The following is a 24,865-nucleotide window of genomic DNA, read 5'->3' as shown; positions in this document are numbered from 1 at the left end:
GCCATAAAAAATTTAAAGTTGTTTTAGAATATCTTCCAAAGAAGCTCTTTCTTTGTAATCGGGACTGAAATGTCGCCAGATAATTTTTTGATTTTCGTCTAAAATATAGGTCGCAGAAACGGGCAATCTTCCAGACTCATCGGAACGGCTTTTCTTGAAATCGTCTCCCAAATGTTTTTCGTAGAAATCGGTTGTTTTCTTTTCTGGTGTGTAAAGCACATCAAAAAGTTCGGCGATTGTGTAATTTTCATCAAACAAAACAGAATAAGAGGTTTTGGTTTTATCGACCGTTTTTGCGATAAATTCTGGTTTTTCGGGAGAAATGATGACCAGTTTTGTGTTTTTGGATTGTAATTCGGGAGCAAGATTCTGGAGGCTTTCGATGTATTTGTTACAATACGGACACCATTGTCCACGAATGAAAACCAACACCGTTTTCTTTTTTTCCTGAGACAGAGAAAATGTTTTATCAAACTGGTCTTTCGCTGTAAAATTAGGAATGGTTTCGCCCACTATTTTGCCCTTCACTTCGTCTAATGTTGGCGTTTTTTTGTCGGGATTTCTCTTTTCCAAAACCGATTGTCCGACCGTAAGAAATTGTTTGGCGTTGTAATATCCGTAATCGTATTGCACCAGTTCGCCGTTTTCATCCAAAAATAAGAAAGACGGATAATTGACGATTTTGAACTTTTTGGCGAGTTCTGTTCCTTCTTTTTCGGCATCAATATAAAGACTGATGAAATTTTTATTGAAAAATTCTCCCAAATCAGCATCAGGAAATGTGTTTTTTTTCATCAGTTTGCACGGACCGCACCAAGTGGTGTAAAGGTCGATGAAGATGAGTTTGTTTTCCTGTTTTGCCAGTTTTTTGGCTTCGTCTAAATTTTTAGTCTGAAAATTGATTCCGGTTTTGCTTTGCGCATTGAAGGAAATGGCAATTAGAAAAAGGAACGTATAAATTGCTTTTGTTAACATAAGATAAAGTATTTATATAGAAGTTCCCAAAAACAAAAAAAATCACCCAATGAAAAGGTGATTTTTTGAAAATTTTATTTAAAATATTGATAATCAGCTTAAAAATTATCCTCTTTTTTAATTTTTCTAATCTGTTCTACACATTTATGCTTCTGATTCTGCGCATTATGCTTGCTGGAATATTTATATTTTTTCTGAATTTCATCCATATTTTTATTCTTCATAAAAATATCGTGGATGAGCGTTTGGCAATGGGAAGAAATTTTGTTGATGTAGTCATTAAGTTTATCATAATAATCTCTTTCGTTTTCTATCGCCTGGTTGATTTCTTCTTTGTTTTCAAAATAATAGCTTTCGTGCATTTCCACAAAAAAGTTTCGGTTGCGGAGTTTTTTCAGCCACAGGTTTTTAGAAATTCCTGTGACGTAATTAGCGAGACAGGTGTAGGCTTTGAAATCGTCATCATACAGTTTTTCGTAAAGAATAATCAAAGCATCCTGAAAAACATCTTCCGCATCTTCCAGATTTCCTTTGTTTCCAAGAACAAACTTACGCGTGTAGCCGAAATATTTTTGATAGAGAACACCAAAAGCAACATTGTTATCTTTTTGGAAATCTTCTATCGCTAAGGAATTGGTTGCTCTTTTATTCATACAATTCTAAGAACTTTTTGTGTTTTTTCTGTCAGAATATATCTTTTATCCTGTCGCAATGGAATTACACCTAAAACAGCATCATTTCCATCCGTTAAAAGCCAGACTTTTTCTTTAGCTAAAATAGATAATTTTTCATCTCTAAAAAATTTAGAAACTTTCTTTTTACCTATCATTCCGATAGGATAAAAACAATCACCTTCTTTTTTTCTGCGTAGTTTTAATGGAAAAGTAAGTTTTTCTGCATCAAATTCCCATTGAAATGTTTTTTTCATTTCCTGAGCTGAACCTGTCCTTTCCGAAATATTAATTTCAGTTGTGTTTTCGTTAAAATCAAATGATTGAATTATAATTAATTCTTCTTCTATGATTTCTGTTTTCTTGTTTAATTCTTTAAAGATTAATTCGTTTCTATTAATGATTAATTGATAATCTGAAGAATAAAAAGAGCTTCCGGTTTCTGCGGTGAAAATTTTCTGAATTTCTTCACTCTTGTTAAAACCATATTTTTTCAGGATTTCAAATTTCACCAAATCACCCTCCTGACGAAGTTTTTCTTTATCTAAAATTATATTTTCGTTTTTTGAAATCCATATTTCATCTTCAATTTTTTCAATCTGCTGCTGAACAAAATCTTTAGTTTGATTAAGATACAACAATGATTTTTGGAAGTTTTCCAGAAAATGATCGTTTGTTTCCAAAAGTTTCGGCACAATTTCATTTCTGATTTTATTCCTTAAATAATCACTTTTTTTGTTGGAAAGATCTTCACGGAATTCGATTGTATGTTCTTCGGCAAAATCATAAATTTCTTCTTTTGTAAAATTTAAAAGTGGTCTGATAATATGATTGTTACTTGCCGGAATTCCGCTCAGACCACTTATTCCTGAAGCTTTGGATAAATTAATAATAAATGTTTCCAGCTGATCATTCAGATGATGTGCAGTTACCAGAAAATCAAGATTTTCCTGTTCCTGAATGTGTTTGAAAAAATTATATCTCAATTCTCTCGCCCAAAGCTGAATAGAATTTTCAGGTTTTTGATCTTTCTCTGAAACCTCATATAAATGAAATTTAATATTATTTTGCCTGCAGAAATCTTCTATCGTTTTTTGGTCAAGATCAGAATCTTCTCCGCGCAGTTTATAATTGACATGAGCCACCTGAAATGAGCTGCCTGAAATTCGTAACGCATTAAACAGGTATACCAAAACCATAGAATCTGCTCCTCCGCTCACAGCTAAAAGATAGGTTTTTTTCTCTGGATTTTTTATGAGCTTCTGAAGCTGATTTTGGAACGATAATTGTGTAAGCATAGAGCTTAGGATTTTCTTTAAGCAAAGATAATCCTTATTATTAAATTGAATTTTGTTACCTTTGAAACGTTTAAAAAAGTTTATTTATGAAGATTTTTAAAATTTTAGCGGCTTCGGCAGTGGTGTTGGGAATGACATCTTGTGTAAGTAAAAAGCAGTATGACGCTTTAAGCGGAAATTACAAACAGTGTATTGAAAATATCGGTGAAAGACAAAGAGAAATTCAGGATCTGAAAGGTCAGAATTCTAGTTTGATGGCAGAAAATAACTTATTAAAAAGTCAGCATGATGCTCTAAAATCATCATTGGATGCTTGTCTTTCAAACACAGGGAAAAGTTCTGCAAATATTGATAAGTTAGTGGGTGAGATTAATGCTTCCAATTCTTATATCAAGCAGCTTATTTCTGCTAATGCAAAAAATGACAGTCTTAATCTGGCGTTGTCAAACAAGCTGAAGAGATCTTTGGATAATGTAGCTGATCAGGATGTTCAGGTAAAAGTTCTTAAAGGTGTGGTAATGATTTCGCTTTCAGATAAAATGTTGTACAAAGTAGGAGATTACAATGTATTGCCTGCAGCTCAGGAAGTTTTAGGTAAAGTGGCAAAAGTTATCAATGATTATGATAAGTATTCTGTTTTAATTGAGGGTAACACAGACAACTCTCCTTTAAATTCTTCAAATGTACCGAGAGACAACTGGGACCTTTCTGCATTAAGAGGTACAGCAGTGGCTAAAGTTCTTCAGACTCAGTTTGGAGTAGATCCTGCAAGAATTACAGCTGGTGGACGTTCAGAATACAATCCTAAAGCAACCAACATGAGTGTTTCCGGAAGAGCTGAAAACAGAAGAACGGAAATTATCATTATGCCTAAACTTGATGAGTTTATGAAATTGATGGATATTGCTCCTAAGAAATAAATTATTTTTCAAATAGTCATAAAAAAATCCCGGAAGCTTCCGGGATTTTCTCTTTTCTAAAATTAAAAATAAGTTAAAAGAAATCCTGCTTGTTTCTTTTTAAAAATTAATCCGTCAGAAAGGTAATGCAAGTAAGAATCTTTGCAATAAATTTTTTCTCATCATCTTTATAGCATTTTCACCTCATTTTGACGTTGCAATATGGCAAATGTAGAACGTTTTTTTTAGCAGGACAATCCGTTTTTTTACGGATATTATTTGTTTTTTAAACGAACAGAATATTTTTAATTAATGTAAATTTGAAAAATAAATACTATCATGAGCTTTTTTGAAGAAAAAAATCCTGAAATGGATCGGTATCTGGAAAATCATGCTTCTTCGGAACCTGATATTCTGAAAAAACTGAGGAGAGAAACTTTTCAGAAAACGACACAGCCACACATGATTTCAGGTTACCAGCAGGGACGACTTCTTACCATGATTTCCAAAATGCTGAATCCTGAAAAGATTTTGGAAATAGGAACTTTTACAGGATATGCTACTCTTTGTCTGGCGGAAGGTTTGCCAGATCATGGAAAAATTACTACACTGGATGTAAATGAGGATTTGGCTTATCTTCCCAAAAAATATTTTGCCGAAAGTAAATTTTCTCAGCAGATTGATTTTAAAATTAATGATGCTAAAGAGTTTTTAAAAAACTCCGAGGATTTTTTTGATCTTATTTTTGTAGATGCTGATAAAGAGAATTATGCAGAATATTTCAGATTAATCAAGCCAAGAACAAAATCAGGTTCTGTAGTTATGTTTGATAATGTATTATGGTACGGGAAGGTTTTAGAAGAAAATCCTAAACAAAAATCTACACAGGCGATAAAAGAGCTCAATGATTTGATTGCAAAAGATGAAGATTTTGAAAATCTTATTCTACCTTTGCGAGACGGAGTAAACTTTCTTAGAAGAAAATAATTTGAGGCTGAAATTGAGTTTTTTTACCTGAGCCTTAATCTTTTAATTAAAATATAAATGAATAAAGGAATTTGTATTGTAACAGTAGCACCCGTACGGGCGGAAAATTCGGATAAATCTGAAATTGTTACAGAAATTTTGTTCGGTGAAAGTGCTGATATTTTGGAGGTCAATAAAAACTGGACCAAAATAAAAATGCACTATGACGGCTACGAAGGCTGGATGGATACTAAACAGATTAAGCCTGTTTCTGATGAATATCTTGCGAATAGAAAGACAACCATTATTACAGAAGATTTTGCGTCAATAATGACCAATGATGGAAAAACACTTTTATCCATGGGTTCAGAAGTTGAATATCCTGCTGTAGCTTCCCGCAGAAGCCATGATGTGAGAGAAAGTATTGCATTAACGGCAAAAGAGTTTCTCAATATTCCTTATTTGTGGGGCGGCAAAAGTTTTTTTGCAGTAGACTGCTCCGGCTTTACACAGTTGGTATACAAAATTCATAATATAAAACTTCCACGTGATGCTTATCAACAGGCTGAAGTAGGAGAATTGCTCAGTTTTGTAGAAGAAAGTCAGCCGGGAGATCTGGCGTTTTTTGAAAATTCTGACGGAAAAATTATTCATGTAGGAATTATGCTTGACAATCAGAAAATCATTCATGCATCAGGAAAAGTGCGAATTGATACACTTGATTCCAGCGGAATTTTCAATAAAGAACTTAATAAACATACCCATAAACTGAGAGTTATTAAAAGTGTCATTTAAACAATGAAAATTTCGTCTCTGTTATTAACGATTAATATTGTTCTGCTTATTTTTATCTGGATTTTTGTAGGAATAAATTATTCAGATTTACCTGAAATAGTTCCTTCCCATTTTGCAATAAATGGTAGTGTAGATGGTGAGAGCGAAAAAAAAGCAATCTGGATTTTGCCGGTAATTACTACATTTTTGTTTTTACTTTTGGTCGGCATTTCGAGAAATCCTGATTCCCCAATGCTCAATGTTCCCAATAGCTATAGAAATAAAGAAAGTCTGAAATTTTTTGCAAACAGTACATTGCTGCCGATTTTGCTTTTGTTGGCAGATACCGTTGTCGAAAGTACTCTTATTGCACAGGGTAAACTGCAGGAAATGAGCAGAGCTGTTTTTATTTTATTAGCACTTGTCTTCATTGTAATAAGCATCCATATTTATAAAATGATCAAAGAAAGTAAATCCGAAACATCAAAAGCCTAATATTGAGTTTTCTTTACAACATATTTATTCATCTTCTCATTTTCGGAATGAAGTTTTTGTCATTGTTTAATGATAAAACTAAAAAAGGCGTTGAAGGTAGAAAACATTCTTTGAAAAAAGTTCAGGAAAAAATTTTATCATCAGATAAAATCATTTGGATGCACGCTGCCAGTTTAGGAGAGTATGAGCAAGGATTGCCTGTTTTGGAAAAATTGAAAGAAAACTTTCCATATCATAAAATTCTGATTACTTTTTTCTCTCCTTCAGGTTATGAAAATGTAGTGAAAAAAAAGCACATTGCAGATGTTGTCTGTTATCTTCCTTTTGACCGCAAGAAAACGGTTAGTGAATTTTTATCTCAGTTTGATTGTGAAATCTTCTTTACCGTAAAGTATGATTACTGGTATCATCTTTTAGCCGAACTTAAAAACAGAAAGGTAAAGACATTTGTGATTTCTGCATTGTTTTATGAAAATCAGTCTTTTTTTGCTACGTATGGAAAATGGTTTACGCAACAGCTCAAAAGAAATATTACCTGGTTTTTTCATCAGACACAGCAATCTTATGTTTTGGCTAAAAGTATTGGTCTACTAAATTCTTCGGTGAGTGGGGATACGCGTTTTGATAGAGTAAAACAATTGAAAATTAGGGATAATCATGTAGACTTTGTTGAAGACTTTATTTCAGGCAAAAAAACAGTTGTCTTTGGAAGTTCGTGGCAGGCAGAAGAGAGAATTGCCCAAATGATTTACCTTGAAAACAATGATGTTAAGCTCATCATTGCTCCACACGATTTAAAAAGAGTAGAAAACTTAAAAGAAATTTTTCCAGATGCAATTCTCTACAGTAACCTAAACTCTCAAACTCTCAAACTCTCAAACTCTCAAACTCTTATCATCGACAGCATTGGTCTGCTTTCAAAGCTGTATTCCTATGCAGATATTGCAGTTGTAGGAGGCGGTTTTCATAATGCAGGTCTCCATAATATTTTAGAAGCGGCAACTTTTGGTGTTCCGGTAATTTTCGGGAATCAATACAAAAAAAATCCTGAAGCAGATGATTTGATCTCAGCAACTGGAGGAAGAGCTTTCGTTGATGAAAAATCTGCTGCTGAATTTGTATCAGATCTGCTGAAGAATGAAAAACAGCTAAAAGAAATATCTGAAAACGCAGAAAGATTTGTTGGCGAAAAACCTGATTCCACAATATTGATAATTAATAAAATATTATCACTTTAAAAATCCCTTGCTCTTAATATCTTTTATGATGAGGTCAAAATGCTCCGGAATTCTTTCAACATTCATCCAGTTGAGATCTATACCGTTGTTGATGAAAAGTTTTTCAAGATAAATATTGCCGGTAATTTTATGATAAACTGTGGAAAGATAGTCGTCAATTTCCATCCAGTAGTCTTCGTCTAGTTTTTTCGTTAAAAGTAAAGCTTTTACCACTTTATTAATGAGGTAAAGATATAGTTTGTAAACATCATTAAATCTCAACCGGCTGAGTTTATCATTAAATTTTAAGATTTCGGTTACTAAGACAAGATTAAGAGAAACGTCACCAAACTTGTCAGATGTTACCTTTACGTGTTCTGTAATTTCTGCACTGATTTTTCTGATCAGAATAAGGAAATATTTTTGGTTGCTGAGATATTTAGCAGCGTATTCCACTTTTTCTTTCACGGTTTCTTCCATTTGATCCCGCTTTTGATCAGCGGTTTCCTCATCTATCAGTTCAAAGTATAATTTTTTTGAGAGAATTTTATCTTTTTTCAGCAATCTGAAAATCAGGCGGTCTTTTTCTACGCCGGAAAGCTGGCTCAGTGCAATTTTAAATTCTTTGGAATATTCCATCAGTTAAATATTTTTGAATATTTCATAAATCCGTTCAGAGCCCAATTTGCAGTATAGTACAGCGATTTTAATGTAGAAAACTTCATAAAATCCTTATAAACAAGATATTGATCTTTCACAATATTCTGTTTTCTTCTTGAAATACTTGTGGGGTGCATTCGGTATTTTGCCATGGTTTTTGGCAGAGGTTTTCCGACCGGAATTTTTTTCAGCAGGTTGAGCCACATCACATGATCTTCGCGTTTGCTGCCTTCCGGGAAAAACTCTTTTCCCACTCTTTGAGAATCATACATAGACGAAAGTAAAGAAAGTCTGCACGTTTTTAATAAATTATTGAAGGTAACTTCTTTATCTGCTTTAAAGTCTTCAATTTTCGGAATCAGATTTTCGTCACATCTGGCATAATTGGAATAGGCAATTTCGGCATTATGCTTTTTCATAAAAGCCACCATTTCTTCCAGAAAGTTTTTTTCCCAGAAATCGTCGGCATCCAGAAAAGTAATAAACCTTCCTTTTGCTTTTTTTAGCGAAATATTTCTTGCATGTCCTGCACCTCCGTTTTTTTCGGCAATGATAAGCTGTATTCTGGGATCAGAAATTTTTTGAATAATTTCCACAGAATTATCGGTAGACTGATCGTCGGTAATGATCCATTCCCAGTCGGTAAAAGTTTGATTCAGAACAGATTTGATCGTTTCTTCCAAAAATTGGGAAGAGTTGTAACAAGGTGTAATGATAGAAACTTCCGCCATGTGTTTTTTTGCAAATATAAGGCTTTGAATTGGCACTGTTGGGTAGATATTTTCAATAATTTACAAATTATACTTTCAAAATGTAAAAAAAATGAGGTGATTTTTAAAAAAAGTCATAATTTTAAGCCTTGAAAAATTAGATCTATGAAGAAATTAGCCTTAATATTTGCCGGATTATCATTATTAGCTTTTACGGGATGTAATGATGACGAAACTCCAGAGCAGGTATTTCCCCTTGTAGGAACGTGGTCTCCTACCAAGGAAGTGAGAACGCAGGTTCCTGCTGACAATGCAGGATTTTCAGATGAAATTGCATATACAGACTGCCAGAAAGAATCAAGATGGGTTTTTAATGAAAATTCTTCGGGACAAAGAACCAATAAAGATTTGGCGGGTTCCACTCCTACATGCAGCACAATTTCCCAACGCAATTTTTCATACGTATATAATCCATCAACCAAAGATCTGGAAGTAAAATATCAGGGAACAGTAGTTGTAGAAAGAGCTAAAATTATTTTACTGGACGCCCAAACCATGAATCTTAAGTTTGAAGATACAACAGATCCTACAGTTTATAAATCTACAACATATACTTTTAAAAGAATTGTACCTTAATATATTAAGATACTCAGCTATATCATCCCGTTTTTCCAGCGGGATTTTTTTATGCTAATCTTAGTATTTAATTTTAATTCTATTTCCATTTCTTTTAAAATCATTATTTTTGTGAAAATTAGAATGGAATTAATGATAAAAATTAAATCTAATTTCTAAAGTCTAACATCTAACATCTATTATAAAAAAGTGTTTTACGATCATCAGCAGATAGAAAAAAAGTGGCAGAAATACTGGGAGAAAAATCAAACCTACAAAACTTCCGACAACACAGACAAACCTAAATTTTATGTTCTTGATATGTTTCCGTATCCATCCGGAGCGGGACTTCATGTGGGGCATCCACTTGGTTATATTGCTTCTGATATCTATGCGCGATACAAAAGACATCAGGGTTTCAATGTGCTTCATCCGGTTGGATATGACAGCTTCGGGCTTCCTGCTGAGCAATATGCAATTCAGACAGGGCAGCATCCTGCGATTACAACAGAGCAAAACATTACGAGATACGAAGAGCAGCTTAGAAAAATTGGTTTTTCTTTCGACTGGAGCAGAGAAGTAAGAACTTCTGATCCTTCTTATTATAAATGGACACAGTGGATTTTTATTGAATTGTTTCATTCATGGTATAATAAAGCTACCGATAAAGCCGAACCAATTTCATCTTTAATCAAACATTTCGAAGAAAAAGGAACGGAAGGGTTAAATGCCAATCAGAATGATGAATTAAATTTTACGGCTGAAGAGTGGAATGCAGCTTCTGAAATTGATAAAGAAGATATTCTTTTAAATTACCGCTTGGCTTACCGGGCAGAAACAACTGTGAACTGGTGTCCTGCATTAGGAACTGTTCTGGCAAATGACGAAGTGAAAGACGGAAAATCTGAAAGAGGAGGTTTTCCTGTTTTCCAAAAGAAAATGATGCAGTGGAGCATGAGAATTTCTGCTTACTCTGAAAGATTATTGCAGGGTTTGAAAACTCTTGACTGGCCACAACCATTGAAAGATTCTCAGGAATACTGGATAGGGAAATCTCAAGGCGCACAAGTGAAATTTAATATTGATGGTTTACAATCGTCAGATGAAAATTCCGATAACCAACAACCGACAACCAATAACTATATAGAAGTTTTCACAACAAGACCAGATACTATTTTCGGTGCAACTTTTATGGTGTTGGCTCCGGAAAATCCTTTAGTAGAAAATATTACGACTGCCGAACAAAAAGCTGAGGTTGAAAATTATATTGAAGAAACTTCTAAAAAAACAGAGCGTGATAGAATGGCAGACGTGAAAAACGTTTCAGGTGCTTTCACGGGAAGTTATGCAATCAATCCGTTCAGTAATGAAAAAATGCCGATCTACATTTCAGATTATGTATTAATGGGTTACGGAACGGGTGCGGTAATGGCGGTTCCTGCGCATGATGAGCGTGATCACAGATTTGCAAAGAAATTCAATTTAGAAATAAAAAAAGTTGTAGAAACTGACGAAGACATTCAGGAAAAATCTTTTGATTCTAAAGATTCAGTCTGTGTAAACTCAGATTTCTTAAACGGATTAAGCTATAATGAAGCAAAGGCATTAATCATTGATGCTATCGAGAAAAAAGCAATCGGCCATGGTACTACCAATTACAGACAACGTGATGCGATTTTCTCAAGACAAAGATATTGGGGAGAACCGGTTCCTATATATTATAAGGAAGGAATGCCTTACACATTACCGACTTCTGCTTTGCCTCTGGAACTTCCAGAAGTTGAAAAATACTTACCGACTGAGGATGGAGATCCGCCATTAGGAAATGCAAAAACTTTTGCATGGGACGAAAAGAACCAGAAAGTAGTTGATACAGATTTGATTGATGATAAAACAGTATTCCCTTTAGAATTATCTACAATGCCGGGTTGGGCAGGAAGTTCATGGTATTTCCTAAGATATATGGATCCAAATAATGATGAGGTTTTTGCGAATAAAGAACTTTCAGATTATTGGGGACAAGTGGATTTATACATCGGAGGAAGCGAACACGCAACTGGGCATTTACTGTATTCCCGTTTCTGGAATATGTTCTTAAAAGACAGAGGATATATTAATCAGGATGAGCCTTTCCAAAAGTTGATTAATCAGGGAATGATTTTGGGGATGAGTGCGTTGATTCATAGAATAGATGGAACTAATAAAATTGTGTCGAAGAATCTTGCTGGTGAATATCAAACTCAACGAATTCCTGTAGATATTTCAATGCTAATTGGAGCTACAGACGAAATTGATGTTGAAAAACTTAAAGTTTGGCGACCTGAATTTAATAATGCAGAATTTATTCTTGAGGATGGAAGATTAATTACAGAAAGGGAAGTTGATAAAATGTCTAAGAGGACATACAATGTGGTAAATCCTGACGATATCTGTGAAGAATACGGAGCAGACGGTTTAAGATTGTATGAAATGTTCTTAGGACCGCTGGAACAATCGAAGCCTTGGAACACTCAAGGTCTTAGTGGAGTTTATGGTTTCCTTAAAAAATTCTGGAATTTATATTTTGACGGAGATACTTTCTCGGTTTCTGATGAAGAACCGACTAAAGCAGAATACAAAATTTTACATACTTTGATCAAAAAGGTCGTTTACGATATTGAAAACTTCTCTTTCAATACTTCGGTATCTTCTTTTATGATCGCTGTAAACGAATTGCAAAAAATAAAATGCAACAAACGCAATATTTTAGAACCATTAGCCGTTATAATCTCTCCGTATGCTCCACATATTTGTGAAGAGGTATGGAATTTGCTGGGACATCAGTCATCAATAGAGTTTGAAAAGTTCCCTGTTTTGAATGAGGAGTATCTAGTTGAAGACGAAATAGAATATCCGGTGAGTTTTAATGGTAAAATGAAGTTTAAATTAGCTCTTCCGGCAACATTATCTCCTAAAGAAATAGAAGATCTTGTAATGGCAGAAGAAAAAACAAAAGATATTTTAGCAGGAAATTTACCTAAAAAAGTGATCATTGTCCCAAAAAAAATTGTTAACATTGTAATGTAAAAAAAAATTAACATTGATAATTTAAAAAAATTAGATAGTTATTTTTTTAAATTTTTTAATGTATTTTCCAATTAAGACAATAATTAATAATTATTTTTAATTTAATTACAATATCGAAACCGAATTAAATTATCCTTATCAAAAAAAGGTAAAATCTTATTTGATGCTATTGCATTTTAATTAATTTTGCCTTTATTTTACAACTTTAAAAATTTAAAACAATATAATTTAGTTAAATATGGAAATGAATGTTTCAAAAAGTGATGAGCAAGTAGTTGCTAAAAAAGCAGGAGGTCTTAACCCTGCAATTATTTTACCAATTCTTTATGTAATTGCATTAGCAATTTACTTATTCTTATTTGGTAACCCAAGTAATTTTAAAGCAGATCCTAATATCAGTGGAGCTTCTGTGGCATTTGCAGATGTAGAATCAAAACAATTACATCCTGAATCTTTCATGGGAATTATTTACATGGGAGGTCCTGTAGTTCACATTTTGGTTTTGTTTATGATTACTGTAGTAGTTTTCTCTTTAGAAAGATTCTTTATCCTGGGTAAAGCAGCTGGTAAAGGTAACTTAGACAATTTTGTTGTAAAAGTAAGAAGCCTTCTTAACCAGAACAAAATCAACGAGGCTTTAGAAGAGTGCGACAGACAAGAAGGTTCTGTAGGTAATGTTGTGAAAGAAGGTCTTACGACTTATAAAGCTCTATCAACAGATACTACGCTTAACAAAGAGCAGAAAATGGTGGCTTTAAACAAAGCTATTGAAGAAGCTACAACTCTTGAAATGCCAATGTTGGAAAAAAACATGATGATTCTTTCTACATTAGGTACTGTAGCAACATTAGTTGCGTTATTGGGAACTGTAATCGGGATGATTAAGGCATTCTTCGCTTTGGGTTCTGGTGGAGGTACTCCGGATGCAGCAGCGTTGTCAATTGGTATTTCTGAAGCTTTGATTAATACTGCTTTAGGTATTGGTACTTCTGCAATTGCAATTATACTTTATAACTTCTTTACTTCTAAGATCGATGGATTAACTTATAAGATTGACGAAATCGCTATGAGCATCCAGCAGTCTTTTGCTGAATTCAACTAAGATTCAGGAATTGTAAAAGTATAGTAATAAAGTTCAATTTAAAATAAGTAAAATAATGGCGAGAGTCAAACCAAAAAGACACGGAGTAGTAACCGACATGACAGCGATGTGCGATGTTGCGTTTCTTCTACTTACGTTCTTTATATTGACCACTCAGTTTAAAAAACCTGATGTGGAGCAGATAAAACCGCCATCTTCAATCTCTGAGAAAATTCTTCCTGATGCCAGTTTGATGACTATCAACGCAACACCAGACGGAAAGTTTTATTTTCAGCCTGTAGACAACGCTGCTGAAAGAGTACAGCTGTTGGAAAAAATGGGTGAAAAATATAATATGACTTTTGATAATACTCAAAAGGCAGCATTTCAGAGAGTTCAGGCAATAGGTGTTCCTATGAATCAGCTTAAAAGCTACTTAGCATTGCCTGAAGATGAGCAGAAAGATTTTAAGAGTCCTACTGGGATTCCTATGGATAGTGTAAATAGACAATTAGTAGATTGGGTACAACAAAGTTTAAGCGTAAATCCGGATTACAAATTAGCTGTAAAAGGAGACGTTACTACAGAATACCCTAAGGTTAAAAGTCTATTTGAGGGTTTAAGAGATATAAAATTCTTAAACTTTTGGTTGATAACGTCACAAGAAGGTAAACCTAATGAATAATATCATTTAGAAATGGCAGAAGTACAAGTACAGGAAAAAGGCGCCAAAGGCGGCAAGGTACGCTCCAAGAAACAGAGTACCAGAGTTGATATGACTCCGATGGTGGACTTGGGTTTTCTATTGATTACCTTCTTTATGTTCACAACCACATTCTCTAAACCGAATGTTATGGATTTAGGGCTTCCGGCAAAACCGGATCCAAATGCGCCTAAACCACCTCCTACAGAAATTGATTTATCAAATTCAGTAACAATTTTATTAGGAAAAGACAATAAAATTTTTTGGCACCAACAGGATCAAACTTCCCTTAATGATGAAAATCTACAGGAAACAACGTTTGACAGAGAAGGGTTGAGAAATGTAATAAAGCAAGCAAAAAGTAGAGCAAAAAAACAGGATTTATTTACTGTAATTATTAAGCCTACTGATGATGCGGTATATAAAAACTTTGTGGATGTTCTTGACGAAATGGCTATTACCAAAAGTGAAAGATATGGGGTAACTGATCTTAAGCCTTGGGAAAAAGCAATCTACGACAAGAAAGTTGGTAACTAATAAGTCCAACAACAAAGTAGTTTTAATTATAAAATTTGCAGAAAATGGCAGATGAAAATGTTTACAATCAAAATCTTAGCTTAGACGAGATTGTATTTGAAAATAGAAATAAAGAATACGGTGCGTATGATTTAAGATTCAATTATTCCAGATTGCTGACTAAATCTTTTATCATCGGAACTTCAGTTTTCTTGGTTGCTGCTTTAACTCCTTTTATTTATATCACCATTCAGAAAATGAATGAACCGCCACCGCAAGAGGTAAAGGCTGATTTGGTAGAGATATTAGAAGATGATCCAATCATTGAAGAAGTAAAACCTGAAGAACCACCACCTCCTCCTCCTCCGAAAGAAGAAGAGCAGATTGAGATTATTCAGAATGTTGTACCGGAACCGGTAAAAGCTCCTAAAATTGAGACTCCACCGCCTCCGATTTCTAAACAGATAGAAACAACAACTGGTTTGGTAGCTCAGGAAGGTATTAAAGCTCCGGCTTACACACCACCACCGCCACCGCCGTCTACAGGAACAAAAGCTTCAACTGCTGAAGTAAAACCTCAGGTAACAAACGATGTATATGAATCGGTTGACCAGGCAGCTGATTTTACTGGTGGAGGACTAGCTGGTTTCAGAAAGAAATTTGAAAATAGTTTTGATCCAAGTTCTGTGGAAGGTGAAGGATCTCTAAAAACTCAGATCACTTTTGTTGTAGAAAGAGATGGTACTTTATCTCAAGTAAAAGCAACTGGTTCTAATGCTGATTTTAACAGAGAAGCTGAACGAGCAGTTAAAAGCATTAAGATTAAATGGAATCCCGGTAAGGTGAATGGAGAACCTGTGCGTTCAAGATTCAGATTCCCTGTTTCCATGAATTTTGAATAACTTTGTATATATTACAAATTATAAATAAAAAGAGAAGTAATTGCTTCTCTTTTTGTTTTTTTTGATATTTTTGTTGTATGATGTTTAATTGGTTATCAATAATCACAGGATTGTTCTATATCGTTTTAGGAATTGTTGTCGTTACCTACAAATTTTTCTTTATTGTACTAGAACCTTCGGTTGCCTACGCTCTTGGAGCTATTTTAGTACTTTACGGTGTTTTCAGAATAGTAAGAGGTATATTAAGATTAAAAAAGTCTAAAGATGAATAAATTTTTTATAGCAACTATTCTGTTTCTAAGCATAATAAGCTGTTCAAAAAAAGAAGAATCTGCCTCTTATCATAAAGGTCAAATGAATATTATCACAGATGAAGCTTTTAAGAGTGTAGTCGAGGCTTTAGCAGAGGGGTATATGATTAGCTACCCGGAGGCAAAAATTAATGTCATTACCAAAAAAGAAGATTTAGGATTTATTGATTTTCTAAATGATAAAGCAAAAATTGCGGTTATGTCTAAAGATTTAACACCTGAAGAGATAAAAGCATACGAAGACAAAGTAGATTTGAAAGTTTTACCGGCAAAATTTGCTGCTGATGCGGTAGTATTTTTTGTACCTAAAGACTCTGAAAAATCCCAAATTACGTTTGAGGAAATACAACAAGGATTACAGTCTGACGAAAAAACTTTTGTTTTCGATGGTACCAATTCCAGCAATCTTAATTTTGTGGCTCAGAAACTAAATAAAAAACCGGGTGAACTTAAATTTTCAATCATACCGGGAAGTACTAATGTTATCGAAGAGCTTAATAAGTATCCTAATAAAATTGGAGTAATTGGTCTTAATACGATTAGCCGCCCTTACGATAAAGATGCCGAGAAGTTAAGGTCTATGATCAAAATTTTGCCCGTGAAAAAAGATGGAAAATCTTTTTTGCCCGACGCTGACGGTTTGCGCGAGATGAAATATCCTTTTACCAGAGTTTTATATTTATTAACAAATGAAGGGAGTTTCAACATTGCCAATGGATTTATCAGATATTCGTGTACACAACTTGGACAAATGATAGTCGAAAAAGAGGGGCTTCAGCCATACAACATCTACAGACGCGAAGTACAGATGCGTTAAAAATTCTTAATAATGCCTTTTAACCAAAATAAAACTCTTATTTTGGTCTGAAAATTGTGTAAATATATTTCGTTTAACGAAATAAGGTTATAAATATAAATGAAAGATATAATGATTATGAATGTTAAAAAGCTTGCTATAGGAGCTTCAGTAGTTTTTTTCACCAACTTTGCATTTGCTCAGACTTTGCAGGATGGTATCAATAATTTAGATAGTGACAAATACGCAGCAGCAAAAAATAATTTTTCCCAAATGATTGCAAAAGAGGCAACTGCGGAAAATTATTTTTACTTAGGAAATACTTTTTTGAAACAAGGTGAGCCTGATTATGCTAAAGCTACAGAAAATTTTAATAAAGGTTTGGCAGCTGACAGAAAAAGCTACTTAAACCAAATTGGTTTGGCAACAGTTAAACTTGGTAAAGGAGATAAATCGGCTATTGCTGAAATTCAAAAAATTGTAAGTGATTCAAGAGAAAAAGACGCTGAAGTTTTATTCAGAGCAGCTGAAGCGTTAACATTGTTTGAAAAAAACAATTCTCCGGATCTTGCAATACAATATCTTAATAAAGCAATAGAAAGAGCTAAAAAAGATATTCCGGCTTATTACTACTACACATTAGGTGATGCTTACAGATTGAAAAGAATTCCGGGTGATGCAATGACTGCTTATGATAAAGCACTTCCTTTAGCTAAAAATAAATCATCTGTATATACAAGAATGGGTACTTTATGGATGGCTGCTCAGCAATGGCAATTGGCGAAACAGAATATTGATAAAGCTATAGCAACCGATCCTACATATGCTCCCGCGTATAAGGCTCTCGCAGCTTATAATATCAAGTATCAGGAAAATGCTAAAGCAACTCAGGATTTGATTAATTATACAAAATATGCTGATGAAGATCCGTATACTCAACTTGAGATTGCAAAATTATATTTCACGAATGAGGACTATGCCAATTCAAAAGCAATTCTAGATAAAATCTTTGATAAAATAGATGATCCTATTAAATTTAAGTTGAGAGCTTATGTAAACTATGCTGATGGTGAATATGCTATGGCTAAGCAAAACATAGATACCTTTGTATCTCAGGTAGAAAAATCAAGAGTTCAGCCTGCAGATCAGGGTTTAATGGGACTTATCGCAGCAGGTCTGGCAAAAACAGAAACTGATGAAGCTAAAAAGGCTGCATTAAAAGCTGAAGCTCAACAAAAAGTAGGTTTAGCGAAAGCTGCTAAAGACGAGACATTGAAATGGGATATGGAGTTGGTAAAAATTAATGGAGGAGGAGCTTCTCAAGCATCTGTTGATGCAGGTCCTACAAGTCCGGAAGTTGAATCACTGAAGAAGTTAGTCGCTTCAAATCCTCAGGATTCAGACGCTTTGTACAAACTGGCGAATGCATATCAGGATGTAAAAAACTGGAACGGGGCAATCCTTACTTGGCAGAAAATGAGCAATCTTCTACCTGATTGGGCACCTGCATATTACAGTCAGGGATATGCTTATCAGCAGGCAGGAAATAATGATGCAGCAAAGTTAGCATACGAGAAGTACATCTCAACCTTAAAGCCAGCTGATGTTGAAGCCAACAAAAAAACATTGGCGTACGCTTTGTTTGCAGTGGCATTTCTGGAAAAAGATAATGATGTAGAGAAAGCAAAAACATATCTATTAAGATCATTAGCGCTAGATCCAACATATCAGGATGCTATTAATCTTAATGCAGAGCTTAACAAGTAATAGATTTTTTCCTAATAATACACTTCCCATTCATGAATGTTTGGGAAGTTTTTTTTAAACACTTAATTTTATAGTATGAAAATAGATATACTCGCTATTGGAGCTCATCCTGATGATGTGGAATTGGGTTGTGGAGGAACGATCGCTAAATTGATTGCTGAAGGGAAAACTTGTGCTATTGTAGATTTGACAAAAGGTGAACTTGGGACACGGGGTACAGAGCATACAAGAAAGACAGAAGCTGAAAATGCAGCAGCAATTTTGGGCGTTACATTTAGAGAGAACTTAGGATTAAAAGATGGTTTTTTAGTTAATTCCGAAGAATATCAATTAGAAATTGTAAAAGTTATCCGTAAATACTGTCCTGATATTGTATTGTCAAATGCTATAGATGACAGGCATCCTGATCATGCTAAAGCTTCTAAACTGGTTTCTGATGCTTGTTTTCTTTCTGGCTTAATCAAAATAGAAACTCAATTGAATGGATCTGAGCAGAAAGCATGGAGACCTAAATATATTTTTAATTATATTCAATGGAAAAATATAGAACCAGAATTTGTTATAGATATTTCTAATCATCTGGATAAGAAACTTGAAGCCTGTGCAGCCTATAAAACGCAGTTTTACAACGCTGATTCAGAAGAACCGATAACTCCTATTGCTACAAAAGATTTTTTTGAAAGTTTAACTTATAGAGCGCAGGATTTAGGAAGATTGTCTGGAGTAGCGTATGCAGAAGGGTTTACTTCAGAAAAATTAATTGCATTGAAAAATTTTGATGGAATTGTTTTGTAAATAAAAAAATATTCCTATATTTGCACTCACAAAACGGTGATTGTAGCTCAGTTGGTTAGAGCGTCGGATTGTGGTTCCGAAGGTCGTGGGTTCGAGACCCATCATTCACCCAAAAAAGTACACTTTTAAAGTGTACTTTTTTTATGGATTATTGTTTCGATTATATAAAAAAAGCATCCGTAAAGATGCTTTTGGTGATTTATTCTTTTAAACTTCGTCGTCAGAATCTATTGTATAAGATCTGCTTTTGAAGTCTTTATCATGTCTTTCTGATATTACATCTTCACCTTTTTCATTGATAATGAAATCTGTTGATTCATTAAACATCTCCTGAAAGCTTTTAAAATCTTCTTTGTAAAGATAAATTTTGTGCTTTTCAAATGTAGCCTCTCCGTTTTCCCCGAAATTCTTTTTACTCTCGGTAATTGTAAGATAATAATCTCCCGCTTTCGTCTCGCGCACATCAAAGAAATAAGTTCTTCTTCCTGCTTTTAGCACCTTCGTGAAAATTTCATTTTCATGGCGTTCCTTGTATTCACTCATTATTAGATAATTTTTAATCTTGTTAAGAACAAATATAAAATTTTTCTTTTAATCACAAAATTTTTTTTATGATTTATTTAACAATTCCGAAGTTTTTTGTTAAGCCGTTGCAGAATCGTCAATATCACTTAAGTTAAGTATTTTATCTGCTCTTTGTGCGCTGGATTCTCTGTGGGTTATAATAATGGAAGTAGCGTTACTTATTTTTGAATCTATATTTTCAAGGATATTCTGCTCAGTTTCAGTATCTAAAGCGGATAGTGAATCATCAAAAATAATAATATTCGGTTTTTTGATTAATGCTCTTGCAATGCAGATTCTTTGCTTTTGTCCGCCAGAAAGCATTACTCCACGTTCTCCCACTAAAGTTTTATACTGATCTTTAAATTCAACAATGTTTTTGTCTACATCTGCAATTTTTGCATATTCAACTACCTTTTCATGGGAAGGATTGTCAATAGAAAAACCAATATTATGCTCAATCGTGTCAGAAAAAAGATAACTTTCCTGTGGAATATATCCGATAAACTTCCGGTAGTTGGTTAAATTATGATCTTTTAAATTTTTACCGTCTATTAAAATTTCACCTTCTGTAGGATCAATCAGGCGGCAAAGAAGCAGTGCAATGGTAGATTTTCCGCTTCCGGTTTTCCCCATAATCGCTAAAGATTTTCCGGCTTCAATTTTAAAACTTAAATTATCAAGCGCTTTAATTCCTGTATTGGGATAAACGTAAGAAACATTCCGGAACTCAATATTTCCTTTTATTTCGTATTCTTCAAAGTTCTTATTGTAAATTTCAGATTGTTTATCTAAAAATTCATTAATTCTCTGCATAGAAGCTTCGGCTCTTTGATTGATAGATGTTACCCAGCCTACCATAGAAAAAGGCCAGATCAGAATATTGATATACATAAAGAAATCTGCGATTTTACCAACAGACAATTCGCCCTGAATGTATTTCTGACCGCCAATGAAAATTACCACAACATTCAGCAAACCAATCACAAAAAGTATGATGGTAAAAAAATAAGCTTCTGTTTTTGCTAAATCTAATGCCTTGTTCTGGTAATCACTTACTTTTATTCCGTAATTTTTTTCAATGTATTTTTCTTTTGCAAAATATTTTACCACTCGTATTCCTGAAAAACTGTCCTGCACAAAAGTTGAAATAGCAGACTGGCTTTTCTGCATTACTTTAGACTTTTTATTGATGATAGAACTTACTTTGAATATAATGTACGATAAAACCGGCAGCGGAAGCAATGTCCATAAGGTCATAGAAACATCAGTTTTAATCATATAGACGCTGGTTATCAGCAGTAGAACCAATAGATTCACAACATACATCACACCCGGACCAAGGTACATTCTTACCGCAACAACATCTTCGCTGAGACGGTTCATTAAATCTCCTATGGTTGTTTTCTTATAATCAGTAAGAGATAGATCCTGATAATGTCTGTAAATTTTATTTTTCAGTTCATATTCAATCCTTCTGGAGGCTACAATAATAGTCTGCCGCATCATAAAAGTGAAAAATCCGGTAAGAAGCGAGCATCCTACAATGATGGCAACATAGATTAAAACCTGTTTGTTGAAACCCAGATTTCCCTGCTGCGCAAGTTCATCTACAGACTTTCCGACAAACTGTACTTTGTATATGTTAAAAAAATTACTGGCGATGATGAATAGTAACCCCCAAAACAATAGTATTTTGTGCTTCCAAAAATAAGGGTTGAGTGTTTTCAGTGCTTTCATAAACTTTCACAAAATTACAAAAATTGAAACACTTCCAGAATTTAGTAAATTTTAAATTTCATATCTTTGCACCCATAAAAAAGCTCTTTGAATGTTAGGAAGAAGACAAATCCGTGAAAAAGTGGTAGAAACCGTTTATTCGTACTACCAAAATCCTGTAAAAACTGATGTTTTAGAAAAGAATATGTTTACAGGAATAGAGAAAATCTATAATCTCTATATTTTTCAGCTTAATTTTCTGGTAGGTTTAAAGCAACTTGCCGAAAATCAAATGGAAATTGGTAAGAATAAATATTTCAAAACAGATTCTGACGTAAATCCCAACCAGAAATTTATCAACAATCAGGTTCTGAAAAAGCTTGAAGAAAATCCTGAGAGATTATTTTTTACAGGTCAGCACAAAGATCTTAAATGGGATCTGCATGATGATATGCTGGTAAAAACATTTCAGAGAATGACTGCGGGAAAGCGTTATCAGGATTTTATGAAAGAAGAAGGGTATTCTTTTGAAGAAGACCAGAAGTTCATCGGAAAGCTTTTCCTGCGTTACGTTGCGGAAAATGATGATTTTCATGATTATATCAGCGACAGGGAACTTACCTGGGCAGATGATATTCATATTGCCAATTCGATGATACAGAAAACGATTGGCTTTATGAAGGAAAATGAAGAAAGCCGTACGCTGATTAAAATGATGAAAGATGAGGATGATAAAAATTTTGCAAGTAAACTTTTGAGAGATACTCTGAATAATTGGGAAGCCAATGAGAAGAAACTCTCTGAGCGTCTTGAAAACTGGGATCTGGAAAGAGTTTCGCTGATGGATAAAGTGATTTTAACAACCGCTTTTTCTGAACTGGATCATTTTCCTCTTACCCCTTCAAGAGTAATTATCAACGAATATATTGAGATTGCTAAAGTTTTTGCAACCGATAGATCCAATATATTCATCAATGGTATTTTAGATAAATATTGTAAAGATTTAAACAGAATTTAAACAAAATAAAAATGAAAAAAACGGTATCAATATTAGCTTTATCCGTAATCGGATTCGGATTGGTTTCTTGTAAAAAAGAAGAGAAAAAAGAAGTTGAAAATGCAGAAATTATGAATGTAGATTCTACAAATGCTCCTGCAGATACAACTTCTATGCAACAGATGAACCCGGCGAATGCTGAAATGTCTGCCAATACTGCCGTTACAGGAGATGCTGCTGCACCTGCGAAATCAAACCAGCCTACTACAACAGTAGCACTTTCTGAAAGTAATTTTGATTTCGGAACTATTAAAAAAGGTAAAAAAGTAGATCACGTTTATGAAATTACCAATACAGGGATTAATCCTTTGATTATTTCTGAAGTAAAGCCTGGATGCGGATGTACTGCTCCTGATTTTACAAAAGATCCGATCATGCCGGGCAAAAAAGGTAAAATTACTTTAAGTTTTGATTCTACCAATTTTGACGGTGCTGTTAACAAATACGCAGATGTTTTTGCTAATGTTGATAAAGCTCCTATTAAATTGACATTTACTGCGAACATTCAACCATAATATAATGAATTTACAAACAATATTTTTGCAGGCTGCACAGGGAGGAAACTCTTCAACAATGCTAATCATGATGGGGGTAATGTTTGTCGGGTTTTATTTCCTGATGATCAGACCTCAAATGAAAAAGCAAAAGCAAGAGAAAAAATTTCAGGATGACCTAAAAGTAGGAAGCAGAGTGGTGCTCACTTCAGGACTTCACGGCAGAATTGCCCAAATTCAGGAAGACGGAGTTGTTATTGAGACTCTTTCCGGGAAACTGAAATTTGAAAAAGCTGCGATCTCAAGAGAATTTACCGAAAACCGTTTTGGTGAAAAAGTGACGAAAGCTGCAGCTGAAAAAACAGCAGATAAAAAAGAAATTGAAACCGAGAAAAAATAATTTTCCGTTTTTAAAATATTCGTTTCGGCGGGGTGAGCAAAGTTCACCCCGCCGAAATTTTTATACTGATTATTCATTATTGTATTGTAATATTCTTCATTTAAAGATCAAAAAAAATATCTTTGTCACATGAATCAAAACACAAACAAAACGATTCTTATTTTAGGGGCGAATTCTGATGTAGCAAAGCAATGTATTCTGCAATATGTTGAAAAAGGGTTTACCATTATTGCCGCATCCAGAAACACAGCATCATTGAAAGAATTTGTTCAGAGAAATAATCTTGATACAAAAGTGACGGTTTTACATTTCGACTCAGCAGATTTCGATTCTCATCAGATATTTTATAATGAACTTACAACAAAACCTTATATTGTAGTATATGCAGCAGGTTTTTTAGTTGATAACGAAACTGCTTTGATGGACTTCAAAGGTGCTCAACAGATGATGCTGGTCAATTATATGGGAGCAGTTTCTATTTTGAATATTATTGCAACGGATAAAAACAATCAGAATCTCAAAAGAATTATAGGATTGTCTTCGCTTTCGGGAGTAAGAGGACGAAAAAGTAATTTTGTTTACGGAAGTACAAAAGCTGCGTTTACCACTTATTTAGCGGGTTTAAGGCAGGAATTAACTTCGAGAAACATCAAAGTAAATGTTTTGGTAAGTGGTTACATCAATACAAAAATCAACGCAGGATTAGATTTGAATAAAAATCTTTTAATGGAAGCGGATTATGTAGCTAAACATATTGTAAATGCAGGGAATTCTTTTACTATTGTTCCCAATTTTAAATGGAAAATAATTTATTTTATTTTGAAAATCTTACCTGAAAGTCTGGTAGCGAAGCTTCCGTAAATATTTAAATTGTTTATTTTTGTTCTTTCGAATTTCTTATTAGATATTGGATCATAATTTTATACTGATCTTCACTCACTTCAGATTTATGTGTGATATAAAATATATTTTTGATAGGACTAATTATTATATAATCACCTGCTATTTTATATGATGTGTTTTCCCAAGAAGATTTAATAGTATTGAAAGGATTTTTAAATTCAATACTTTCATCATTTAAAATTAAAAAATGAGGCTCATTTTTAGCACTGAATTTATCAATCATTTTATCAATTTCAATTTTGAATTTTTTCTTTGAAGTAAAATACTGATTTATTATTATGAAAGAATATCCAGCCAGAAAAATACCTGCATATTTAAAAAAATAATACCAAAGATTCGTATCAAAATTTTCTATAGGATAGAATCCTAAAAATAAGAAAATGACTGCAAGAATTGTAATTTTAACCCAACTCTTCCATACTTTTCTCCAAGCATAGTTGAAATAAAAATTTTGATTTTGTTTTTCTGTTGTTGTATTAAAATAAAATTCAATAATTGTTTCGTGATTCAT

Annotated in this window: 27 protein-coding genes and 1 tRNA gene; 20 read left to right on the top strand and 8 right to left on the bottom strand. The window is 33.7% G+C overall.

Translation table 11 applies throughout. From position 1 onward, the window contains the following. Positions 1 to 12: 12 nt before the first annotated feature. The 3 genes from AC0NBN_RS16055 to tilS form a co-directional block, all read right to left on the bottom strand. The gene (locus tag AC0NBN_RS16055; protein WP_160812997.1) at positions 13 to 975 is read right to left on the bottom strand and encodes a redoxin domain-containing protein; all 963 of its coding nucleotides are present in this window, start codon (positions 973 to 975) and stop codon (positions 13 to 15) included. Between the two features lie 98 nt (positions 976 to 1,073). Then, positions 1,074 to 1,628: a sigma-70 family RNA polymerase sigma factor gene (locus AC0NBN_RS16050; RefSeq protein ID WP_160812996.1), complete on the bottom strand. Its 555-nt coding sequence runs from the start codon at positions 1,626 to 1,628 to the stop codon at positions 1,074 to 1,076. Continuing rightward, complete coding sequence (gene tilS, locus AC0NBN_RS16045) at positions 1,625 to 2,944, bottom strand: tRNA lysidine(34) synthetase TilS (protein WP_160812995.1); 1,320 nt, start codon at positions 2,942 to 2,944, stop codon at positions 1,625 to 1,627. The genes AC0NBN_RS16050 and tilS overlap by 4 nt, the downstream gene beginning before the upstream one ends. A gap of 86 nt (positions 2,945 to 3,030) precedes the next feature. Between tilS and AC0NBN_RS16040 the strand changes: the two genes are divergently transcribed. From AC0NBN_RS16040 to AC0NBN_RS16020, 5 genes are all read left to right on the top strand, one after another. Continuing rightward, entirely contained in the window at positions 3,031 to 3,864 is an 834-nt protein-coding gene (locus AC0NBN_RS16040) for an OmpA family protein (protein WP_160812994.1), read from the top strand. 318 nt (positions 3,865 to 4,182) lie between these two features. Next, positions 4,183 to 4,830 (top strand): O-methyltransferase, encoded by a 648-nt coding sequence (locus tag AC0NBN_RS16035; RefSeq protein WP_160812993.1) that lies wholly within the window; start codon positions 4,183 to 4,185, stop codon positions 4,828 to 4,830. 57 nt (positions 4,831 to 4,887) lie between these two features. After that, entirely contained in the window at positions 4,888 to 5,604 is a 717-nt protein-coding gene (locus AC0NBN_RS16030) for a C40 family peptidase (RefSeq protein ID WP_160812992.1), read from the top strand. Positions 5,605 to 5,607: 3 nt separating this feature from the next. Further along, the gene (locus tag AC0NBN_RS16025; RefSeq protein ID WP_160812991.1) at positions 5,608 to 6,078 is read left to right on the top strand and encodes a DUF1648 domain-containing protein; all 471 of its coding nucleotides are present in this window, start codon (positions 5,608 to 5,610) and stop codon (positions 6,076 to 6,078) included. 2 nt (positions 6,079 to 6,080) lie between these two features. Further along, on the top strand, positions 6,081 to 7,316 hold the full coding sequence (locus AC0NBN_RS16020; protein WP_160812990.1) for a glycosyltransferase N-terminal domain-containing protein: 1,236 nt from the start codon (positions 6,081 to 6,083) through the stop codon (positions 7,314 to 7,316). Here AC0NBN_RS16020 and AC0NBN_RS16015 read toward each other — a convergent pair. Both AC0NBN_RS16015 and AC0NBN_RS16010 read right to left on the bottom strand, forming a co-directional pair. Then, complete coding sequence (locus AC0NBN_RS16015; protein ID WP_160812989.1) at positions 7,308 to 7,934, bottom strand: DEAD/DEAH box helicase family protein; 627 nt, start codon at positions 7,932 to 7,934, stop codon at positions 7,308 to 7,310. The two genes, AC0NBN_RS16020 and AC0NBN_RS16015, sit on opposite strands and share 9 nt — an antisense overlap. After that, positions 7,934 to 8,686, bottom strand: a complete 753-nt coding sequence (locus AC0NBN_RS16010; protein ID WP_160812988.1) for a glycosyltransferase family 2 protein — start codon at positions 8,684 to 8,686, stop codon at positions 7,934 to 7,936. Before AC0NBN_RS16010 ends, AC0NBN_RS16015 begins: the two co-directional genes overlap by 1 nt. Before the next feature lie 144 nt (positions 8,687 to 8,830). On the opposite strand from AC0NBN_RS16010, the gene AC0NBN_RS16005 reads away from it, so the two are divergent. The 11 genes from AC0NBN_RS16005 to AC0NBN_RS15955 all read left to right on the top strand — a co-directional run bounded on the left by AC0NBN_RS16005 (position 8,831) and on the right by AC0NBN_RS15955 (position 19,328). Beyond that, positions 8,831 to 9,301, top strand: coding sequence for a lipocalin-like domain-containing protein (locus tag AC0NBN_RS16005; protein ID WP_160812987.1), 471 nt, complete (start codon positions 8,831 to 8,833; stop codon positions 9,299 to 9,301). Positions 9,302 to 9,490: 189 nt separating this feature from the next. Continuing rightward, complete coding sequence (leuS, locus tag AC0NBN_RS16000) at positions 9,491 to 12,346, top strand: leucine--tRNA ligase (protein WP_160812986.1); 2,856 nt, start codon at positions 9,491 to 9,493, stop codon at positions 12,344 to 12,346. Between the two features lie 238 nt (positions 12,347 to 12,584). Beyond that, on the top strand, positions 12,585 to 13,448 hold the full coding sequence (locus tag AC0NBN_RS15995; protein ID WP_143885165.1) for a MotA/TolQ/ExbB proton channel family protein: 864 nt from the start codon (positions 12,585 to 12,587) through the stop codon (positions 13,446 to 13,448). A gap of 55 nt (positions 13,449 to 13,503) precedes the next feature. Continuing rightward, positions 13,504 to 14,112, top strand: a complete 609-nt coding sequence (locus AC0NBN_RS15990) for an ExbD/TolR family protein (RefSeq protein ID WP_160812985.1) — start codon at positions 13,504 to 13,506, stop codon at positions 14,110 to 14,112. Between the two features lie 12 nt (positions 14,113 to 14,124). Beyond that, positions 14,125 to 14,667: an ExbD/TolR family protein gene (locus AC0NBN_RS15985; RefSeq protein WP_143885163.1), complete on the top strand. Its 543-nt coding sequence runs from the start codon at positions 14,125 to 14,127 to the stop codon at positions 14,665 to 14,667. A 44-nt stretch (positions 14,668 to 14,711) separates the two neighbouring features. Beyond that, entirely contained in the window at positions 14,712 to 15,548 is an 837-nt protein-coding gene (locus AC0NBN_RS15980; RefSeq protein WP_143885162.1) for an energy transducer TonB, read from the top strand. A 77-nt stretch (positions 15,549 to 15,625) separates the two neighbouring features. Further along, positions 15,626 to 15,820, top strand: a complete 195-nt coding sequence (locus tag AC0NBN_RS15975; protein ID WP_474468809.1) for a C4-dicarboxylate ABC transporter — start codon at positions 15,626 to 15,628, stop codon at positions 15,818 to 15,820. Continuing rightward, complete coding sequence (locus AC0NBN_RS15970; RefSeq protein WP_160812984.1) at positions 15,813 to 16,676, top strand: substrate-binding domain-containing protein; 864 nt, start codon at positions 15,813 to 15,815, stop codon at positions 16,674 to 16,676. The genes AC0NBN_RS15975 and AC0NBN_RS15970 overlap by 8 nt, the downstream gene beginning before the upstream one ends. Positions 16,677 to 16,775: 99 nt before the next feature. Continuing rightward, complete coding sequence (locus AC0NBN_RS15965) at positions 16,776 to 18,422, top strand: tetratricopeptide repeat protein (protein WP_160812983.1); 1,647 nt, start codon at positions 16,776 to 16,778, stop codon at positions 18,420 to 18,422. A 75-nt stretch (positions 18,423 to 18,497) separates the two neighbouring features. Then, a complete protein-coding gene (gene bshB1 / locus AC0NBN_RS15960; RefSeq protein WP_160812982.1) occupies positions 18,498 to 19,217 on the top strand; it encodes a bacillithiol biosynthesis deacetylase BshB1 in 720 nt (239 codons plus the stop codon). A 35-nt stretch (positions 19,218 to 19,252) separates the two neighbouring features. Further along, positions 19,253 to 19,328: transfer RNA gene (locus tag AC0NBN_RS15955), tRNA-His, on the top strand. A 96-nt stretch (positions 19,329 to 19,424) separates the two neighbouring features. Here AC0NBN_RS15955 and AC0NBN_RS15950 read toward each other — a convergent pair. Next, positions 19,425 to 19,760, bottom strand: coding sequence for a DUF3276 family protein (locus tag AC0NBN_RS15950; RefSeq protein ID WP_089744034.1), 336 nt, complete (start codon positions 19,758 to 19,760; stop codon positions 19,425 to 19,427). Between the two features lie 99 nt (positions 19,761 to 19,859). Further along, entirely contained in the window at positions 19,860 to 21,521 is a 1,662-nt protein-coding gene (locus AC0NBN_RS15945) for an ABC transporter ATP-binding protein (protein ID WP_143885158.1), read from the bottom strand. A gap of 91 nt (positions 21,522 to 21,612) precedes the next feature. On the opposite strand from AC0NBN_RS15945, the gene nusB reads away from it, so the two are divergent. From nusB to AC0NBN_RS15925, 4 genes are all read left to right on the top strand, one after another. Then, positions 21,613 to 22,518, top strand: a complete 906-nt coding sequence (gene nusB / locus AC0NBN_RS15940) for a transcription antitermination factor NusB (protein WP_143885157.1) — start codon at positions 21,613 to 21,615, stop codon at positions 22,516 to 22,518. An 11-nt stretch (positions 22,519 to 22,529) separates the two neighbouring features. Then, complete coding sequence (locus tag AC0NBN_RS15935) at positions 22,530 to 23,072, top strand: DUF1573 domain-containing protein (RefSeq protein WP_160812981.1); 543 nt, start codon at positions 22,530 to 22,532, stop codon at positions 23,070 to 23,072. Between the two features lie 4 nt (positions 23,073 to 23,076). After that, a complete protein-coding gene (gene yajC / locus AC0NBN_RS15930) occupies positions 23,077 to 23,451 on the top strand; it encodes a preprotein translocase subunit YajC (RefSeq protein ID WP_160812980.1) in 375 nt (124 codons plus the stop codon). A 129-nt stretch (positions 23,452 to 23,580) separates the two neighbouring features. Continuing rightward, the gene (locus AC0NBN_RS15925) at positions 23,581 to 24,312 is read left to right on the top strand and encodes an SDR family NAD(P)-dependent oxidoreductase (RefSeq protein ID WP_160812979.1); all 732 of its coding nucleotides are present in this window, start codon (positions 23,581 to 23,583) and stop codon (positions 24,310 to 24,312) included. A gap of 13 nt (positions 24,313 to 24,325) precedes the next feature. Here the strand turns inward: AC0NBN_RS15925 and AC0NBN_RS15920 are convergent, their stop codons facing one another. After that, on the bottom strand, positions 24,326 to 24,865 hold the full coding sequence (locus tag AC0NBN_RS15920) for a sodium/proton-translocating pyrophosphatase (protein WP_160812978.1): 540 nt from the start codon (positions 24,863 to 24,865) through the stop codon (positions 24,326 to 24,328).

It is taken from the genome of Chryseobacterium sp. L12, assembly GCF_056133985.1.
This window is presented reverse-complemented; position numbering and strand designations above follow the sequence as displayed.

Bases quoted from the DNA above. Each gene is read 5' to 3' on its own strand.
- AC0NBN_RS16055 (WP_160812997.1), bottom strand. From the start codon at position 975: ATGTTAACAAAAGCAATTTATACGTTCCTTTTTCTAATTGCCATTTCC.
- AC0NBN_RS16050 (WP_160812996.1), bottom strand. From the start codon at position 1,628: ATGAATAAAAGAGCAACCAATTCCTTAGCGATAGAAGATTTCCAAAAA.
- tilS (WP_160812995.1), bottom strand. From the start codon at position 2,944: ATGCTTACACAATTATCGTTCCAAAATCAGCTTCAGAAGCTCATAAAA.
- AC0NBN_RS16040 (WP_160812994.1), top strand. From the start codon at position 3,031: ATGAAGATTTTTAAAATTTTAGCGGCTTCGGCAGTGGTGTTGGGAATG.
- AC0NBN_RS16035 (WP_160812993.1), top strand. From the start codon at position 4,183: ATGAGCTTTTTTGAAGAAAAAAATCCTGAAATGGATCGGTATCTGGAA.
- AC0NBN_RS16030 (WP_160812992.1), top strand. From the start codon at position 4,888: ATGAATAAAGGAATTTGTATTGTAACAGTAGCACCCGTACGGGCGGAA.
- AC0NBN_RS16025 (WP_160812991.1), top strand. From the start codon at position 5,608: ATGAAAATTTCGTCTCTGTTATTAACGATTAATATTGTTCTGCTTATT.
- AC0NBN_RS16015 (WP_160812989.1), bottom strand. From the start codon at position 7,934: ATGGAATATTCCAAAGAATTTAAAATTGCACTGAGCCAGCTTTCCGGC.
- AC0NBN_RS16010 (WP_160812988.1), bottom strand. From the start codon at position 8,686: ATGGCGGAAGTTTCTATCATTACACCTTGTTACAACTCTTCCCAATTT.
- AC0NBN_RS16005 (WP_160812987.1), top strand. From the start codon at position 8,831: ATGAAGAAATTAGCCTTAATATTTGCCGGATTATCATTATTAGCTTTT.
- AC0NBN_RS15995 (WP_143885165.1), top strand. From the start codon at position 12,585: ATGGAAATGAATGTTTCAAAAAGTGATGAGCAAGTAGTTGCTAAAAAA.
- AC0NBN_RS15990 (WP_160812985.1), top strand. From the start codon at position 13,504: ATGGCGAGAGTCAAACCAAAAAGACACGGAGTAGTAACCGACATGACA.
- AC0NBN_RS15985 (WP_143885163.1), top strand. From the start codon at position 14,125: ATGGCAGAAGTACAAGTACAGGAAAAAGGCGCCAAAGGCGGCAAGGTA.
- AC0NBN_RS15980 (WP_143885162.1), top strand. From the start codon at position 14,712: ATGGCAGATGAAAATGTTTACAATCAAAATCTTAGCTTAGACGAGATT.
- AC0NBN_RS15975 (WP_474468809.1), top strand. From the start codon at position 15,626: ATGATGTTTAATTGGTTATCAATAATCACAGGATTGTTCTATATCGTT.
- AC0NBN_RS15970 (WP_160812984.1), top strand. From the start codon at position 15,813: ATGAATAAATTTTTTATAGCAACTATTCTGTTTCTAAGCATAATAAGC.
- AC0NBN_RS15965 (WP_160812983.1), top strand. From the start codon at position 16,776: ATGAAAGATATAATGATTATGAATGTTAAAAAGCTTGCTATAGGAGCT.
- bshB1 (WP_160812982.1), top strand. From the start codon at position 18,498: ATGAAAATAGATATACTCGCTATTGGAGCTCATCCTGATGATGTGGAA.
- AC0NBN_RS15950 (WP_089744034.1), bottom strand. From the start codon at position 19,760: ATGAGTGAATACAAGGAACGCCATGAAAATGAAATTTTCACGAAGGTG.
- AC0NBN_RS15945 (WP_143885158.1), bottom strand. From the start codon at position 21,521: ATGAAAGCACTGAAAACACTCAACCCTTATTTTTGGAAGCACAAAATA.
- nusB (WP_143885157.1), top strand. From the start codon at position 21,613: ATGTTAGGAAGAAGACAAATCCGTGAAAAAGTGGTAGAAACCGTTTAT.
- AC0NBN_RS15935 (WP_160812981.1), top strand. From the start codon at position 22,530: ATGAAAAAAACGGTATCAATATTAGCTTTATCCGTAATCGGATTCGGA.
- yajC (WP_160812980.1), top strand. From the start codon at position 23,077: ATGAATTTACAAACAATATTTTTGCAGGCTGCACAGGGAGGAAACTCT.
- AC0NBN_RS15925 (WP_160812979.1), top strand. From the start codon at position 23,581: ATGAATCAAAACACAAACAAAACGATTCTTATTTTAGGGGCGAATTCT.
- AC0NBN_RS15920 (WP_160812978.1), bottom strand. From the start codon at position 24,865: ATGAATCACGAAACAATTATTGAATTTTATTTTAATACAACAACAGAA.